Origin of the sequence: Parabacteroides faecis (assembly GCF_014647375.1) — a bacterium.
Lineage (GTDB): Bacteria > Bacteroidota > Bacteroidia > Bacteroidales > Tannerellaceae > Parabacteroides > Parabacteroides faecis.
The window spans coordinates 326,667-343,656 of the sequence record NZ_BMPB01000007.1 but is presented as its reverse complement, the minus strand read 5'-3'; the positions used below and the strand labels follow the sequence as shown (position 1 = coordinate 343,656).

The window sequence follows — 16,990 nt, the reverse complement described above, 5'->3', positions numbered from 1 at the left end:
TCGAAGCTCTTTTATTTTATACATAAAAGTGGTATATTCGTGATATTATTCCGAAAGAGGAATGATAACCAGATTCAACTTAAGTATATTGAAATGAGAATAGCCACTTTGATTTTAGCCCTTTGTCTGATACTATCCGGATGTGGAAATCGTAATAGCCCAGGTGACCAAGCCGTTTTGTCTCCGGATTCATTATCTGAATTTCATAATCGGGCGCAATTACTGTTCGATGAAGCCCGTGAACAACAGCAAGGCGAAAATTACTCCGCAGCCATATCAGCTTATCAACAGCTCATTTCTCTGGAACCGACGGATAATGACATGAAGCCGGTCGTCGCTTTGATGGACGATGGATTTCTGCAATTGGTCTATTGCTATATCTTTGCCGGGCAACGGAAGGATGGAGCAGATTATTTCAACCGTATATATAAAGAAAAGAAATTTTGGTTTGTACGGAATCATCCTCGTAGTGTGGAAATCTGTACAGCTTATTCCCTCTATGAAGCTACGCGTCTGGAAGAAGCCGTTGCTTTGGTGGACCGTGCCTTATCCCGCGAGGAGGAAGGCAGAAAGAATGAACAGCTTTACGTGGACAACGGAATTGCCTCCGTCATTTACAATCAGGCTGGTGAAATACGTAAGGCGATTAGTTGTGGAGAACGGAGTCTGGAGATCATAAGGACTTTGGAAGATCAGTCAAAGATCGTATTTGTACTGGGTAATCTAATCTATCAATATCAGCAGGTTGGCGAATTTGAAAAAGCTCTTGCTGTTTATGATGCTTTATTGGCATCCGGTGAGGGGGAAAAGAACCCTTACGGACTATGTGCTGCCGAGACTAACATAGTTCATCTTTATGACGAATGGGGATTGGAGGAAGAAGTGACGGTTCATCTCGATAAGGCCCGTGAGGCTGCCGAACGGAGCGGTGTTCCCGATGCTTTCCTGCGGGTAGATAACTTGTCGGTTTATTATACCCTTCAAAGTGAGGAATACGATAAAGCCCGTGTTTTACTGGATAGCATGCAAGTTCGTATGCCGGACCGTTCGCAAAATTCGTTTTATCATGAGTTTTATGATAATTATGCCTGTATCCTGGCTGTAGGTGAAACGAAGGGGAAAGATCTTCAGGCGGTTATCAGGGCACGAGAATTGATCGGACAGCTGAAAGATAAACCGTTGAACAACCTGTCGGTCCTGACTTATCGTTTGTTGGGTGATGTTTTGGCAGAAGAAGGAGAGCGGGAATTGGCGATTGATGCTTATCTGGCTTGTACAGATTATATTCAAAAGAATCAATTGGTCAATCAGCAACGTCTGGTCTATTATGCGTTGGGAAGATTGTACGCAGAAACAAAGCGCCCGGACGAATCTTCCCGTTATCTTTTGATGGCTCACCAGGCTGGACTGGTATTCACAGAGCGACGGAATGCCGGACTGATGTCGCAGTTCCGGGTCAGATATGAAACGAGGGAAAAGGAACAGGATAACCGGTTGTTACGTTCTGAACTGCAACTACAGAAACGTACCACGCAATATTATGTACTGATCGGTATAGTATCCTTTCTGCTGGGTACGGCTTTCCTGCTTTGGTTGATCCTGCGCCATCGTGCTTTGCGGTTGCGTCATGAGTCGAATCTTCGTCAGATGTTAGCCGAGTGGCAAAATATGAACCGTAAAAACGAAGAACTCCGTTTGCAGATAGAAAAGGCAGATGCCCAACATACCATGCAGGAGGTGATCAACAGTCTGTCTCCCCGTCTGCTGACTAACGAAGAAGAACAGGAGTTCCGGCGTCAGTTCTGTTTTCTTTATCCGTCTTTCCTGTCGGGGCTGAGAAAGGTTTGTCCCACAGTGACCCGTAGTGAGGAACTGTTGGCGATGCTTGTCCGCCTGCATCTATCCTCCGATGAAATAGCGTTCGCTTTAGGAAATAACCGGGCAAGTGTGAATACATCCCGTTTCCGTTTCCGGAAGAAGCTGGGACTTGAAAAGGAGGTATCGCTGGAAGATTATATAGACAGTCTCTGAAAAATTATAAATCAGGGCCTTATTCTTTGCTATCGTAATTGTCTATTGGATTGTCTATAGCCGTTTTTAGGAAATGGCATAGGCTTTAAGTTTCGTTTTCTGTATATGAACCTGAATCATAGTTACCACTAAATATGAATTAAAATTAGCGAACATGAAAACTATTACATTTTCAAATTTGAGCAGATTATCTTTATTAAGGCGATTGTTTACTATTACCAGTGTTATCTTTTCAGTGATGATCTTATTTACAGCTTGCAGCGATGATGACGAGCCGTGTCCGGCACAGCATCCTGAGGTGGCTGTCTGTTTGAAAAGCCAGACAAATAGCTGGCGTACCGCTTTGAGTTACTATGCGACAAACCAGCTCGAAGCGAAGGGGCTGACTTATTCTACCTACGTGGCGAAAGATGCCGCACAGCAAGCTCATCAGATCAAGATGGCTGTGGAATCCGGTTGCCGGGCATTGGTGGTGGTTCCCGAAGGCATCGGTAAAGAGGTACTCGATGTCGCTCTTTCGGCAGGGATTCCGGTTATAATGTTTGAGGATGGAATCACAGACGGATACGCTGCCCTGGTGCAGGGTGATAACGGGGCAGCCGGAAAGAATGCTGCCGATTATATAGCATCGAAAGGAGCTGTGCATGTGGTTGCTTTCGAAGTAACACAAGATCCGGCATCGAGTGATGCCCGTGTCGGTGCTTTTACGGAGGAGATGGGGGCCAAATCACCTTCTACTCAGGTGACAACACAATCCCTGTCATTATACACAAGTGCCGATGGTAAGGCTGCGGCTGCCGGTATTTTAGCCAGTGATCCGTCTGTAGATGCCTTTTATGCTCAGGACGATGAAGTGGCGGCAGGTGTGATTGAAGCCATCGGTGAATCTGGCCGTAACGATATCAAAGTAGTTGTTGGTTGCGGCGGATCGCAGACTTTCTTTTCACTGATCCTTTCAACAACGGTCACGGATGTAGCGACAACGCTTTATTCTCCGTCCATGATTACCAAATGTATAGATCTGGCGGATGATATACTGAAAGGTAAGTCTCCGGAAGAAAAGCAAATCGTGATGCCTGCAACAGTCGTGAATAAAGAGAATGTCCGGGAATATCAGGATAGTAATTCGCCTTACTGACCTGTATGGTTGTCGATTCGTGCACAGGAGTATTTTTAAATCAGTTCCCGTATCACTTTTATAACCTCCGGAATAGAGGCTTCTACTTTCGGAGTCAGTTCCATATTTACTTCATTCAGATTGGCGGCCGATACGACGATAAGATGGACCTCCGGCAGGTCGCCGGTCAGGATCATTGTTTCGATCATGTCGCGGAGACCGATTTCATGTGCACTCATCAAGGGTGGATAATCGCTGGCGTATTTCGGACGGATGAGGCGGACCGTTCCCGGCGGATGAGTGTCGAGGGTGGCATCTACCATGATGATATGGTCATATCCCGTCAGCCAGCTGATCAAATGCAAGCCTCCCGTCCCGCCATCCATCAGGGTGACATGGGTGGGAAGCGTTTCTTTTTCCAGGGCACGGATCACGTGGATACCGACTCCTTCGTCTTTCAGCAATAAATTGCCGACACCTAATATAAGAGTTTTCTTTTCCATTCTATAGTTCTTTTCCTTGTAGGATATATTACAGTCTGAGATACGGGGGTATGAGGAACAAGCATACGCCCGTATGTCCGTCTGCAATATCAGTCATTTTTTTTAGCTATCTTGGTGATTGCTTCGGCAGTCTCCGTTATTTCTTCCTTATCGGCGATATCTTCTTCAATAAACTTCCAGCCACCGATGATCGAGGATGTTTCACCGCGTTGTTCGATGTAATCGTGGTAGAATACCAGATATACATGGACAATGGCAAAGAGAATAAAGAACCACATCAGGAAATGATGAATCTGGCGTGCCATCAAATCGCCGCCCATCAACGGGATGGTCCAGGCAAACAGTTGGGGGAAGACCGACTGGCTCATTTTGGCATACAATCCGAAACCTGTAATACTTTGCAACAGAAATGCCCAGAATGTACCGAAGTAGATCAGGCTTGCCAGCGCATTATGGCCGATGCTTTCTACCGGTTTGTTCTTTATCATCAGGATGTCGACCTTTATTACTTCCAATACTTCCTGCCACTGTGATTTCTTTAGCGGAATAAAGTTTGTCCACCGGGCAAAGCGGTTTCCCACGAATCCCCAGTACAGGCGGAACACGAAGTTGAAGAAGAACACGAATGCCGCTACAAAATGGATGAAACGGACTACGCCGAACCAATAACTGAAATAGGCTTCCGAAGCATTCAGTATGGCAGGCGGATCGGCAATAATGAACCCGGTGATGCACAGTATGACGATACACAAGGCATTCACCCAATGGTAGATACGTACGGGAAGTTCCCATACGTATACTTCAGTAAGACGTTTTTTACGACTTTTCATAGCAATACTATTTAAAACGTATCCATTTGGTGCACATACTTCCCTTCCTCGTCATACAGATGCACGGCGCAAGCCAGGCACGGGTCGAAGGAATGGATTGTCCGGAGGATTTCGAGCGGCTGGTTGGCATCGTGTATCGGTGTGCCGATCAGGGCCGATTCATAGGGCGAAAGGTTGCCGTTTTCATCCCTGGGCGAGGCGTTCCAGGTGGTAGGAACTACCATCTGGTAGTTTTTCACCCGGTTGTTCTCTATCACGATGAAATGGGCGAGAGCACCGCGCGGAGCTTCTGTCAGTCCTACGCCTTGCGCCTTCTTCGGCCAGTTTTCGTTTTCCCACATCACCGGATTAGCCATACGAGAATCTCCGTTCTCCAGGTTCTTCATTAACTGGTCGAAGAACTCGAGCGACCAACCGGCAACAAGCTGCGTCTCGATACCACGGGCGGCTGTGCGTCCCAGTGTGGAGAAGAGAGCTTCAGCCGGGAGATTAAGCTGTCTCAAAACATTGTCGACAGCTGTTTTCTGTGGTTCTTTACCTGCTGCGTATGCTACGATCAGACGGGCAAGAGGACCTACTTCCATCGGCTGGCCTTTCCAACGCGGCGTTTTGATCCAGCTATATTTATCTTCTACATCCAGATATTTATAGGGAGGTTTCGGACCGGTGTATTCCAGATTTGTTTCTCCGTCGTACGGATGCAAACCGGCTTTGTCGCCTTCTGTATATTTATACCAGGAATGGTAGATATATTCTTTTATCTCTTCCGAAGAGTTGGCGTCTACCGGATGGACCTTGCTCAGGTCACGGTCGAGTACGATACCCCGCGGACTCAGATAATCCTCTATACCGGCATATCCGTGCAATGGGAAATCTCCATAAGACAGATAGTTGCTAACGCCGCCTCCGATTTTGCTCCATTCGTCTTTATAGACTTCGGCGATCATCAGCAGGTCAGGGATATATACCTGGTCGATAAAGTCTTTCCCTTCCTGAAGTTTCTGTTTAACCAGCGCCAGACGTTCGGCGTTGATTGCATTCGCTTCGTTGAGGTCGATGCTGCACGGCATACCGCCCACCAGGAAGTTCGGGTGCGGGTTTTTACCACCGAATACGGCATGTACTTTGACGATTTCCTTTTGCCATTCCAGTGCATCCAGGTAATGGACGGTTGCGATAAGGTTCTGTTCCGGCGTCAGTTTATAGGCAGGATGGCCCCAATAGCCGTTGGCAAAGATACCGAGCTGTCCGCTGGCTACGAATTTCTTCAGGCGTTCCTGAGTGTTTCTGAAATAGCCTTCCGTGTTTTTAGCCCACGGCGATAATTGCTGGGCGAGGAGGGCGGCAGCTTTCGGATCAGCTTTCAGGGCCGATACGATATCTACCCAATCCAGTGCATGCAACTGGTAGAAGTGGACCGTATGATCGTGCATGTAAAGCACTGCTTCCATAATATTGCGAACCATTTCCGCGTTAGGAGGGATGGTGATATCCAACGCCTGTTCCACCGCTCGGACAGAACAGAGCGAATGAATGGAGGTACATACGCCACAGACGCGTCCGACGAATACCCAGGCATCGCGGGGATCGCGGTTACGGACTATATTTTCAATTCCCCGAACCATTGTTCCGGAACTATATGCATCTTTGATTTTGCCGCCTTCTATGGCTGCTTCTACCCGGAGATGGCCTTCGATACGGGTGATAGGGTCTATAACGATTCTTTCTGACATGGTATTGCAAATTTAGATGTTAGATGTACTTTCCGGTTCCTCATTATCGATGAGTTTCTTTTTACGGATATTGGTTGCTACGGCGTGGACGGCTATACCGGCAGCTGTGGCTGTTCCCAGGGCGAGGCCGATCTGGTCGGCTGTCGCTTCAATTCCGAAACCGTGGACGTCGGGCATTCGTTTATAGAACGGACTGTTGTCCCAAAAGTTTTCCTCGCTGCAACCCAGGCAGGGGTGACCGCTCTGGATCGGGTAGCTGGTTCCTTCATTCCATTTGATGATCCCGCACGAATTGTAAGTGCTGGGTCCTTTGCAGCCGACTTTGTAGAGGCAGTATCCATGTTTGGCATTTTCATCGTCGAAGCTTTCCACGAAAAGACCGGCATCGAAGTTGGCACGGCGGTAACAGGAGTCATGTACACGGCGGGAATAAAACATCTTGGGACGTCCTAGGCCGTCGAGTTGCGGCATACGTTCGAATGTCAGCATATAGATGATGACACCGGCCATCACGTCTGCGATAGGAGGACAGCCTTGTACATTAATAATAGGTTTACCTTTGATTACTTTATGGATCGCTTTGGCCCCTGTCGGGTTCGGGTTGGCTGCCTGTACGCAACCGGCGCATGCACAGTTACCCCAGGCGATGATCGCTTTTGCACCTTTGGCAGCCTCTTCGGTGATCTGCAAAGCACTTTTGCCGCCTACGCAGCAATAACCTTCGTCTTTTGTCGGGATCGATCCTTCGATCATAAGCAAGTATTCACCGTAATACTTTTTCATCGTCTCTTCCTTAGCTGCTTCAGCCTGTTCACCGGCTGCAGCCATCAACGTTTCCGTATAGTCGAGTGAAATCTTGTCGAGTAGAAGTGTTGCCACGATCGGATGCGCAGCACGGATGAACGATTCAGTACAGCAGGTACATTCCTGGAGGTGAAGCCAGATAACCGGCAGGCGCGGTTTGGTTTCCAGTGCGTTGACAACCTGGGCCACACCGGAGGATTCCAGTCCCATAAGGGCCGCCATGGTGGTACAGAATTTCAGGAAATCCCTTCGAGAGATGCCTTTTTGCCGGCATTCTTCGTAGACGGTAGGTCTTTTATTTTCCATATTTTCGCAATTTATTGGTTTTCTTTTCAGCAAATACGTGGTAGCTGTTCACCGCTCAGCATATCGACGATCCGGTAGTTGCCGTACGGTGTTTTCATTTTTACGATTGCATTATCCTCTCCGGTTATACGGCCGATGATCGTTGCATTCTTTCCTTCCGGAAAGCTTTTCATCACAGCGAGAGCCTCTTGTGACCGGGTTTCCGGCAGGATAACCAGCACCAATCCTTCGTTGGCAATATAAAGCGGGTCGAGTCCCAGTATTTCCGAAGCACCTTTCACGGCATCGGGGATGGGGAGGGATGCTTCATCCAAAACAATTTCAACACGGGCTGCTTTCGCTATCTCGTTCAGTGTTCCGCTTACTCCGCCGCGTGTCGGGTCACGAAGCACATGTACTTCCTCTATATTTTTTAACAACTGAGAAAGCATATTGTTTAACGAAACTGTATCACTTTTCAGATTTGTTTCAAAACCGAGGCTTTCGCGGGCAGAAAGGATCGTGATACCGTGCGCTCCGATCGGACCGCTACAGATGACGACATCTCCGGGTCGTACACGGTCGGGAGCGATACGGATGCCTTCCGGCACGACTCCGATACCGCTGGTATTGATGAACAGTTTGTCGCATTTGCCGCGTTCCACCACTTTGGTATCGCCGGCAACGATCTGTACTCCGGCTTTATCGGCAGCTTTCCGCATGGAGCGGACGATGCGTTGCAGGTCGGATAATGGCAAACCTTCTTCCAGTATAAACCCGGCTGTCAGGTAAAGCGGCCGGGCACCGCAACATGCCAGATCGTTTACCGTACCGTTCACTGCCAGGTCGCCGATATCGCCGCCGGGAAAGAATATCGGATCGACAACAAATGAGTCGGTCGAGTAGGCCATGCGTCCTTCCTGAACGGGGAACACGCAACCGTCATGATCCTGTTCCAGTAACGGATTGCGGAATGCCGGATAGAAAATATCGCTTATCAACCGATGTGTCATCCGTCCGCCTCCGCCATGTGCCATTAATACACAGTCGGAGTCATTAAATGGAACCGGACAATTAAAATCTTCGTTCTTCATATCTTTATAGTTGACAGTTGACAGTTGACAAGTGACAGTTTAGGCTTCGCGTCTGAAACCTGTCAACTGTCACTTGTCAACTGTCAACTATATTTATAGTATGCCGCGCAAACCCCTTCCGAAGAAACCATCGGTGCCCCCATCGGGCGTTCCGGCGAACAGGCTTTTCCGAAGAAAGGACAGTCGGAAGGTTGGCTCACGCCCCTCATGATGTTTCCGGCAATACATTCGGATGAAATTTCAGTTTCTCTCGGAAGGAATGGAAATTTCTCCCGGGAGGAATAGATTGCATACGTTTTCTTCAATTGTAAACCGCTACCGGGAATTATGCCGATTCCGCGCCATTCCTGATCGCATGGTTCAAGTGTCTCGTCCATCAATGCGCGAGCAGCCGGATTACCCTCTTCCGGCACGGCACGGCGGTAAGCATTTTCAACAAAATAGCTTCCGTTCTCCAGTTGCAGCAGGCAACGGTAAATCCCCAGCAGTAGGTCGACCGGCTCAAAACCGGTGACAACCATCGGTGTCTTATATTTTTCTGCTAATTGATGATAGGCTGAATTTCCGGTGATAGCACAAACATGACCGGCTGTCAGGAATCCGTCTACTTTACTTTCCGGATCGGAAAGGATCGCATCTATTGCGGGCGGAACGGTGAATAGCGAAGTCAGTAAAGAGAAGTTGGATAATTTCTTCCGTTGCGCTTCCTTCAATGCCATCATATGTACCGGCGCTGTCGTTTCAAAGCCTATAGCGAAGAAAACGACTTCCTTTCCCGGATTAGTCTCCGCCAGCCTGACCGCATCGAGTGGTGAGTAAAGCATACGAACATCTGCTCCGTGTGCTTTTACCTGCAACAGATCTTCACGGGTTCCCGGTACACGCATCATGTCTCCGAACGAAGCCAGTATGACATCGGGGCGTTTGGCTAATTCCAGAGCCTGGTCTATCAGAGTAACCGGTGTGACACAGACCGGACAACCGGGGCCATGAAGCAGGCGGACCTGTTCCGGCAACATCTCTTCCAAACGGTAACGGGCGATGGCATGCGTCTGTCCGCCGCATATTTCCATGATATGCCACGTCTGGGTTGTCGCCTTACGGATGGCCCGGACAAGCGCCTGCACCTGCTCGTTGTTGCGATATTCGTCAACGTATTTCATATACGCTCCAGTTTTCTGAGGTCTTCCAGCGTCTCTTCAGCTTCCCGGGCATTGACGACAGAGATTGCCATCCCGGCATGCGCCAGTATATAATCGCCTTCCGCTGCATCCACCCATTGGATACAAATATCCTTCGTGACGCCGCTGAAATCGACCTTAGCCATTGCCAGGTCGGGCACAGACCGGTCTATACTTATTATTTTACCAGGAACAGCAAGACACATAAGCTTCTTTGTTTTTTATTAACAACTCCAAAAGTAGCCAATATGTTCGGGAAAAGATGTGTTAAATGATACATATTATCTATTAAGTGATAAATAAAAATTATCAGCTTTGTCGAGGGTATGGTTTGTTTATTCTGGTTAAACCTTCTATATTTGTTCGGATCGTAAAACAAAGAAGGGTGAAGATATCGAAATTGATAATCCGTGGATTGGTGCAAGGGGTTGGCTTTCGTCCGTTTATCTATCGTATTGCAAACGAGATGGGGATAAGAGGGGAAGTAGACAACCGGAATAACGGTGTTTGCATTCATGCTGTTCTGACACCGGAGCAACAGGAGACGTTTATTTCCCGGATCAGAGAAGAGCATCCTCCGGTAGCTTTTATCCATAGCATACAAATCTCGGAAACGGAGCATGAAGATATCGGACAGGCCGGTTTTACCATTATTCCCAGCCGTTCCGATTCGGAAGAAGTAACACAGGTGGCACCTGATATTGCCGTTTGTCCCGAATGTCTTCGCGACAGAAAGATACAACCGCATCGTCTGCGGTACCCTTTTATTAACTGTACGCATTGCGGTCCGCGTTTTTCCATCATTCGTGATCTTCCTTACGACCGGCAGCAGACAACTATGTCTGCCTTTGCCATGTGTCCGGATTGCCGGAAGGAATATACGACAGTCAGCGACCGTCGTTTTCATGCACAACCTGTGGCCTGTAATCATTGCGGGCCTTTTTATTATGCTATATATAATAATGTAAAGACGGAAGACTATAATGAGTTGCTCGATCTGTCCGTTCGCCTGCTTAGTGAAGGAGAAGTGATCGCAGCAAAAGGTATCGGTGGTTACCATTTGATATGTGATGCCCTGAACGACCGGGCCGTAACCCGTTTACGGATGATAAAACAGCGTGACGGTAAACCTTTTGCCGTTATGTTCCGTGATATGGAACAGTTGAAACAATATGTAGAAGTAAATCCGGTCGAAGAAGATTGCCTGCTTTCCTGGCGGCGTCCGATCGTATTGCTGAAACAAAAGAGAAGGCTTGCCGCTGATATAAACCCCGATATGCAAACGTTAGGCTGCATGCTGCCTTATATGCCCCTGCATTACGATTGGTTTGCTGCCCTCGGCACTCCGGCTTTGGTGATGACCAGTGGAAACCTGAGTGATCGACCGATTGCCATAACGCCTGCTGAGGCAGAGGAACAACTATCCGGTAAAGTCGCCCTGTTACTTCATCACAACAGGGATATTCATAACCGGGTGGACGACTCGGTTCTTCAGGTTTGCGGTGACCAGCCTTGTCTGATCCGTCGTTCGCGGGGTTATGTGCCGGAGCCTTTCTTTGCAGATGTTCCGGTAGAAGGAATATGGGCTTTTGGTGCGGAAAAGGTAAACACATTTGCTTTGGGGAAAGGGGATACGGTTTTGCAAAGCCAATATATCGGTGATTTGAAGAACTGGGAAACATTCAGTTTTTATACAGAATCGCTGGAACGTTTCCGGCATCTTTTTCGCTTTACCCCCTCTGTGCTTGTATGTGACATGCATCCTGATTATTTATCATCCCGGGAGGCGGAGCGTGTAGCTGCATGTTCCGGCTTGCCGTTGCTGAAAGTACAGCACCATCATGCCCATGCTGCGGCTTGTATGCTGGAATATGGCTTACATGAAAAAGTCGTTGCTATCGTCTTGGATGGGACTGGTCTGGGGGATGACGGGAAAGTGTGGGGAGGTGAGTTTTTCCTCTGTGACCGGAAGGTGTATCACCGCCTGTCACATTTCGAATATGTCCCTTTGCCCGGTGGCGATAAAGCAGCTGTAGAACCCTGGCGGATGGCTGTTGCTTATTTATGGCATTACTGGGGAGATGCCGCCCGTTTTCCGGAAGGGTTTACTGAACGGATAGGTGCGGATAAGATCCGGTTGCTGGTAACCATGATGGAAAAGGGTATCAATACGCCTTATACATCGGGTGCCGGCCGGTTATTTGACGCTGTCGCCTCTTTGCTTGGGCTTTGTGACGTGTCGACGCATCAGGCTGAGGCTCCCGTGCGGTTGGAACAAGCAGCAGGGAGTGAACAGTCGGCGCAGTATCCGGTTATAATAAAAGAAGGGGTTGTCTCTTTCCGCCCTATGTTTGAAGGATTGCTGAACGATCTGGCTTCCGGAGTCTCTGTCGCTGATATAGCGGCAAAATTCCATAATGCAATAGCGTTTCTTCTGCTGGCAGAAGCTAAACGTTATCTGCAGCAGACCGGGGCGACCCGGGTGGTTATCTCCGGCGGCTGTTTTCAAAACAAACGGTTGACGGAACAGTTGCAACGCTTATTTGCGGATGAGGATATTTCATTGTATGTCCCGGGCCGTATACCTTGTAATGATGGGGGAGTCGCAGTCGGTCAGCTGGCCATTGCCGCTTCCCGGAAAAATAGTACTGATTATGCATGAAATGTCTATTGCTCAAAGTATAGTCGAACTGGCGGAAGAGCAGGCGCGCAGTCGTCATTCGGAAGCAGTCGAAGAACTGGAACTGGAAATCGGGCGTCTGGCCGGTGTGGAATTACATACGCTTGACTTCGCCCTTGAAAGTGCGGTGAAAGGTTCCATGCTCGAACATGCTTCGATCGTTCGTCATATTATTGACGGTGAGGGAACCTGTACGGATTGCGGACAGTTCTTTCCAATGGAGGCTTTATTCACGCCTTGTCCGGCATGCGGTTCTTATTGTGTTAAAATCATTAAAGGAAAAGAACTTCGTGTGAAATCGATTGTTATTAAATAATAAATACAAAACGCTTATGTGTGGAACTTGCGGGTGTGGAGAACACCATCATCACGAACATGACCATCACGATCATCATCATGATCATGGCCATGAACATCATCATCACCACCACGATGGGGATAAGGTAATAACACTCGAACAGGATATTCTCCAGCGAAACAATCTGCTGGCAGAACGTAACCGCGGTTATTTTGAAGCAAAAGAAATATTCTGCCTGAACCTGATGAGTTCGCCCGGTTCCGGAAAGACGACATTGCTGGAAGAGACCGTCCGCCGTTTGAATGGTAAACTTCCGTTGTATGTTATCGAAGGTGACCAGCAGACCTCCAATGATGCAGATCGTATTGCCGCTCTGAATATCCCTGTCTTCCAGGTAAATACCGGAACGGGTTGCCATCTGGAGGCTGATATGGTAAATCATGCGGTGAAACATCTTTCTCCGGCAAACGGCTCGATCTTGTTTATTGAGAATGTCGGCAATCTGGTTTGCCCTGCCATGTTCGATCTCGGTGAAGCGAAGAAAGTGGTTATTGTAAGTACGACCGAAGGAGATGACAAACCTTTGAAATACCCGCATATCTTTGCAGAAGCAGATGTCTGTGTGATTAACAAGACAGACCTTGCACCCTATCTCAATACAGATATAGAGACATTGAAAAATAATGCTTTAAAGGTGAATCACCATTTAACGGTTTTTGAAGTATCGGCTATGAAAGGCGACGGTATGGATGCCTGGTGTGACTGGTTGTGTCTGGAATGTGCAAAATGTAAATAAATAACCCGGAATCCGATGGATAAATAGATGAAAAAAGCTATATTTGTTCCGGTTCATTGAATTAAATAATCAAAATGTTATGATTAACCGAGAATTAATCGACCCGAAGAGCATAGTCGTTGTAGGCGGCTCAAATAATGTACACAAGCCGGGTGGGCGTTTGGTACGAAACCTCCTCGATGGTAAATATAAAGGAGAGTTGTATGTCGTGAATGCCAAGGAAGACGACGTGCAAGGTCTGAAATCGTATCATTCCGTACACGATATACCGGATACGGAAATGGCTATTATATCAATTCCCGGTCCTTCATGTCCTGAAGCTGTCGATGTATTGGCAAAACAGAAGAATGTAAAAGCCTTTATTGTAGTCTCTGCCGGATTTGGAGAGGAGACTCACGAAGGGGCCATTCTGGAAAATCAGATGCTCGAAAGTGTGAATGAAGCGGGAGCATCCATGATCGGTCCGAACTGTATCGGACTGATGAATATGAATTTCCATGGCGTATTTACGCAACCTATACCCGAATTTCATCCGGACGGAGTGGATTTTATCTCCAGTTCAGGCGGTACGGCGCTTTTCATTATCGAATCGGCGCTGACTAAAGGCTTGCGCTTCTCGTCTGTCTGGTCTGTCGGCAACTCCAAACAGATCGGAGTGGAGGAGGTGATCGAATATATGGACCGTCATTTTGATCCTGTACTCGACTCAAAAATAAAAATGCTGTATATCGAGCAGATCAAGAATCCCGATAAACTGCTTTATCATGCTTCTTCATTGATTCGTAAAGGATGCCATATTGCAGCGATCAAGGCAGGAAGTACAGAGTCCGGAAAACGTGCGGCCTCTTCGCATACCGGTGCGATTGCCAGCTCTGATTCGGCAGTTGAGGCTTTGTTCCGCAAGGCGGGCATCGTACGTTGTTTCAGCCGTGAAGAACTGACGACTGTTGCCAGTATCTTTACCCTGAAGGATGTAAAAGGAAAGAACTGTGCTATCATCACACATGCCGGAGGTCCGGCAGTTATGTTGGCCGATGCGCTTTCCAAAGGCCGTCTGAATGTTCCGAACCTGGAAGGGCCTGTCGCTACCGAACTGAAATCTAAATTATATCCGGGGGCTGCAGTGGGCAACCCGATCGATATTATCGGAACGGGAACACCGGAACATCTGGCTACCGCGATCGATTATTGCGAAAATCATTTTGAGGAAATCGATCTGATGATGGTCATCTTCGGAAGTCCGGGACTGGTGAAATTGTATGACGCTTATGAAGTGCTTCATAAGAAGATGGAAGAATGTAAAAAACCGATCTTCCCGGTGCTCCCTTCTATTGTGACAGCCGGACCGGAGGTTCGCAGTTTTGTTAAAAAAGGCCATGTGAATTTCTCAGATGAAGTGACGTTGGGAACAGCCCTTTCACGTGTGATCAATACGCCGAAGCCGATGAGTACCGATATACAACTGTATGGGGTCAATGTGCCTGAGGTACGCCGCATCATCGACCAGCTTCCTTCAAACGGATATTTGGCTCCCGAGCAGGTTCGTACTTTACTGGGTGCTGCCAATATTCCGCTTGTGGATGAATTTACATCGACCGACAAAGACGAATTGATCGCTTTTGCCAAACGGGTAAAATTCCCTGTAGTAGCCAAAGTCGTAGGTCCTGTACATAAAAGTGATATTGGAGGTGTAGCCCTGAATATTCGTAGTGAAGAACATCTGTTGTTCGAATTTGAACGTATGATGCGTTTGCCGGATGTGACGGCCGTTATGGTGCAGCCCATGCTGAAAGGGCAGGAGTTATTCCTGGGAGCTAAATATGAGGAAGGTTTCGGCCATGTCATCCTGTGTGGACTGGGAGGAATTTTTGTCGAAGTATTGAAAGATGTCTCTTATGGCTTGTCTCCGTTATCATATGATGAAACCTATTCCATGATCCGCTCTTTGCGCGGTTATCCGATCATTAAGGGAACGCGTGGTCAAAAAGGTATCGATGAACAACAATATGCTGATATCATCGTCCGCCTTTCCACTTTGCTCCGTTTTGCATCCGAGATAAAAGAAATGGATATTAATCCGCTGGTAGCAACCGACCGGGGATTGTTTGCGGTAGATGCCCGCATCAGGATAGAGAAATAACAACAGACAAATAAAAAAAGGGGAATTGAAAACATAAGCCTGTCGATTTGTTTCAATTCCCCTTAATATATAGTCTCTATTCTGCCTGTTTTCTTCCTCTTTTTTTCCGTCCGGGAAGTGAAGGTGAAATATTGTCTCTGACAAACTTTTTAAAGCTACTCAGCGATACCTGGTAAAATTCGGCCAGTTCGGCATAAGTCGCATTCTCTTCGTTGAGTTCTTTTTCGATCTGTTCTTTTTGTGAGAGCAGGTGATCCATTTTGGGTGTTCCTTTCGGCCGCCCGAGCACTTTACCCCGGCTTCTGGTTATCTCTAACGATTCTTTTGTTCGGGTCGAGATTAGTTTACTTTCTATTTCCGAAACGAGCCCAAAAGTAAATGCTAATGTTTTGCTGTCGACATTATTTTCAAAAGTATAGCCTTCCTTAAGACAATGAAGGGTTACTTTTTTCTCAATACATAATAAGATCAAATGCATAATTTCCATCAACCTTCGGCTCAGGCGTGTAACATCGGCTACAATCAGTGTGTCGCCAGCGTTCATATTCTTGATTATATCTTCAAGCCTGTTCTTGTGTCGTGAGGAGGTTGTACGGGTATCTTTATGCCATTTGTCGATAATTATGTTATTGTTCGCGGCAAACTGTTCAATCGCATTTTTTTGATTGTCACTTTGTTGCTTGTTTGAATATGTTCGTGTATAGGCAATTATCATACTGTTTTCAATGTTGATACGTTTATATTATAACATATTGGTTTGCAATATGTTCATGTTCGATTCTTCTTCTTTCTGCTGCTTTTTCCTCCTTTCCTTTAAATCATGTAAATAAACAGATGCGAAAATAATCAATTAAAAAAGAACACGAAATATTTGGAAGATAAAAATAAATGCTTACCTTTGCACCGCAATCAACAATAAAGGGGTTGTAAAACGGGGTGTAGCGCAGTCCGGTTAGCGCACCTGCTTTGGGAGCAGGGGGTCCCAGGTTCGAATCCTGGTACCCCGACAGAGAAAGAGAATCAACGGTTTAGTTGGTTCTCTTTTTTATTTTTAAATCTCTATAATATATCTTATCCGGAAGTTCTCTTTCCCTGATTTGTTTTTTGAAAATAAACTATCATACTCTCATTTTTCTTTTGTGTGGATTGAAAGTCAATGTATATGATTATGATAGTTGCATGAAATAACTATCATGGCAACTATCATAATCCTCATTTAACTGTCATATCTTCCCGTTTATCGAAAAAATAAGGTACCTGAAAGTGTAGTCGGTGGGTTGTTTTATATTAAACAGGTTTCTTTTTTTAGTGATGTAATAGGATTTTTTGCGAAGAGTAAGCGGATTATTTCTCCGAGACCCTCATTTGAATGCTTTTTACATCCGGGTTTGAACGGTGCCGAGACCCGGGTGTAAAGGGTTGACAGACCCGGGTCTCAACGGAAATAAGTCGTTATGTTATTGAAAATAAACAATATACTACGTGATAAAATCCAGGT

Annotated in this window: 14 protein-coding genes and 1 tRNA gene; 7 read left to right on the top strand and 8 right to left on the bottom strand. The window is 47.0% G+C overall.

What is annotated here, in order from left to right:
* Window positions 1-93: 93 nt before the first annotated feature.
* Window positions 94-2,031, top strand: a complete 1,938-nt coding sequence (locus tag IEY67_RS11990; RefSeq protein WP_183671382.1) for a tetratricopeptide repeat protein — start codon at window positions 94-96, stop codon at window positions 2,029-2,031.
* A 238-nt stretch (window positions 2,032-2,269) separates the two neighbouring features.
* Window positions 2,270-3,169, top strand: coding sequence for a substrate-binding domain-containing protein (locus IEY67_RS11985; RefSeq protein ID WP_229801043.1), 900 nt, complete (start codon window positions 2,270-2,272; stop codon window positions 3,167-3,169).
* Window positions 3,170-3,204: 35 nt separating this feature from the next.
* On the opposite strand, the gene IEY67_RS11980 is transcribed toward IEY67_RS11985, so the two are convergent.
* The 7 genes from IEY67_RS11980 to IEY67_RS11950 all read right to left on the bottom strand — a co-directional run bounded on the left by IEY67_RS11980 (window position 3,205) and on the right by IEY67_RS11950 (window position 9,784).
* Window positions 3,205-3,651: a HyaD/HybD family hydrogenase maturation endopeptidase gene (locus IEY67_RS11980; RefSeq protein ID WP_183671384.1), complete on the bottom strand. Its 447-nt coding sequence runs from the start codon at window positions 3,649-3,651 to the stop codon at window positions 3,205-3,207.
* 89 nt (window positions 3,652-3,740) lie between these two features.
* On the bottom strand, window positions 3,741-4,481 hold the full coding sequence (gene cybH / locus IEY67_RS11975) for a Ni/Fe-hydrogenase, b-type cytochrome subunit (RefSeq protein ID WP_122351596.1): 741 nt from the start codon (window positions 4,479-4,481) through the stop codon (window positions 3,741-3,743).
* 11 nt (window positions 4,482-4,492) lie between these two features.
* Window positions 4,493-6,214 (bottom strand): nickel-dependent hydrogenase large subunit, encoded by a 1,722-nt coding sequence (locus IEY67_RS11970; RefSeq protein ID WP_183671385.1) that lies wholly within the window; start codon window positions 6,212-6,214, stop codon window positions 4,493-4,495.
* Window positions 6,215-6,226: 12 nt separating this feature from the next.
* Window positions 6,227-7,324, bottom strand: a complete 1,098-nt coding sequence (locus IEY67_RS11965; protein WP_122351594.1) for a hydrogenase small subunit — start codon at window positions 7,322-7,324, stop codon at window positions 6,227-6,229.
* Window positions 7,325-7,350: 26 nt separating this feature from the next.
* Window positions 7,351-8,397 carry a hydrogenase expression/formation protein HypE gene (gene hypE, locus IEY67_RS11960; protein WP_183671386.1) on the bottom strand — a complete coding sequence of 349 codons (1,047 nt, stop codon included), beginning with the start codon at window positions 8,395-8,397 and terminating at the stop codon, window positions 7,351-7,353.
* Between the two features lie 83 nt (window positions 8,398-8,480).
* On the bottom strand, window positions 8,481-9,560 hold the full coding sequence (gene hypD / locus IEY67_RS11955) for a hydrogenase formation protein HypD (RefSeq protein ID WP_183671387.1): 1,080 nt from the start codon (window positions 9,558-9,560) through the stop codon (window positions 8,481-8,483).
* Window positions 9,557-9,784: a HypC/HybG/HupF family hydrogenase formation chaperone gene (locus IEY67_RS11950; RefSeq protein ID WP_183671388.1), complete on the bottom strand. Its 228-nt coding sequence runs from the start codon at window positions 9,782-9,784 to the stop codon at window positions 9,557-9,559. The genes hypD and IEY67_RS11950 overlap by 4 nt, the downstream gene beginning before the upstream one ends.
* A 179-nt stretch (window positions 9,785-9,963) precedes the next feature.
* Here IEY67_RS11950 and hypF point away from each other — a divergent pair, with 179 nt between their 5' ends.
* The 4 genes from hypF to IEY67_RS11930 all read left to right on the top strand — a co-directional run bounded on the left by hypF (window position 9,964) and on the right by IEY67_RS11930 (window position 15,492).
* Window positions 9,964-12,240 (top strand): carbamoyltransferase HypF, encoded by a 2,277-nt coding sequence (gene hypF, locus IEY67_RS11945; protein ID WP_183671389.1) that lies wholly within the window; start codon window positions 9,964-9,966, stop codon window positions 12,238-12,240.
* A complete protein-coding gene (locus IEY67_RS11940) occupies window positions 12,233-12,574 on the top strand; it encodes a hydrogenase maturation nickel metallochaperone HypA/HybF (protein WP_183671390.1) in 342 nt (113 codons plus the stop codon). The genes hypF and IEY67_RS11940 overlap by 8 nt, the downstream gene beginning before the upstream one ends.
* A gap of 16 nt (window positions 12,575-12,590) precedes the next feature.
* Window positions 12,591-13,352: a hydrogenase nickel incorporation protein HypB gene (hypB, locus tag IEY67_RS11935; RefSeq protein WP_183671391.1), complete on the top strand. Its 762-nt coding sequence runs from the start codon at window positions 12,591-12,593 to the stop codon at window positions 13,350-13,352.
* Window positions 13,353-13,431: 79 nt separating this feature from the next.
* Window positions 13,432-15,492 (top strand): acetate--CoA ligase family protein, encoded by a 2,061-nt coding sequence (locus IEY67_RS11930; protein ID WP_122351588.1) that lies wholly within the window; start codon window positions 13,432-13,434, stop codon window positions 15,490-15,492.
* A 76-nt stretch (window positions 15,493-15,568) separates the two neighbouring features.
* On the opposite strand, the gene IEY67_RS11925 is transcribed toward IEY67_RS11930, so the two are convergent.
* The gene (locus tag IEY67_RS11925; protein ID WP_122374460.1) at window positions 15,569-16,207 is read right to left on the bottom strand and encodes a recombinase family protein; all 639 of its coding nucleotides are present in this window, start codon (window positions 16,205-16,207) and stop codon (window positions 15,569-15,571) included.
* Window positions 16,208-16,424: 217 nt separating this feature from the next.
* Between IEY67_RS11925 and IEY67_RS11920 the strand changes: the two genes are divergently transcribed.
* A tRNA-Pro gene (locus IEY67_RS11920) sits at window positions 16,425-16,499 on the top strand.
* Window positions 16,500-16,990: the final 491 nt, after the last annotated feature.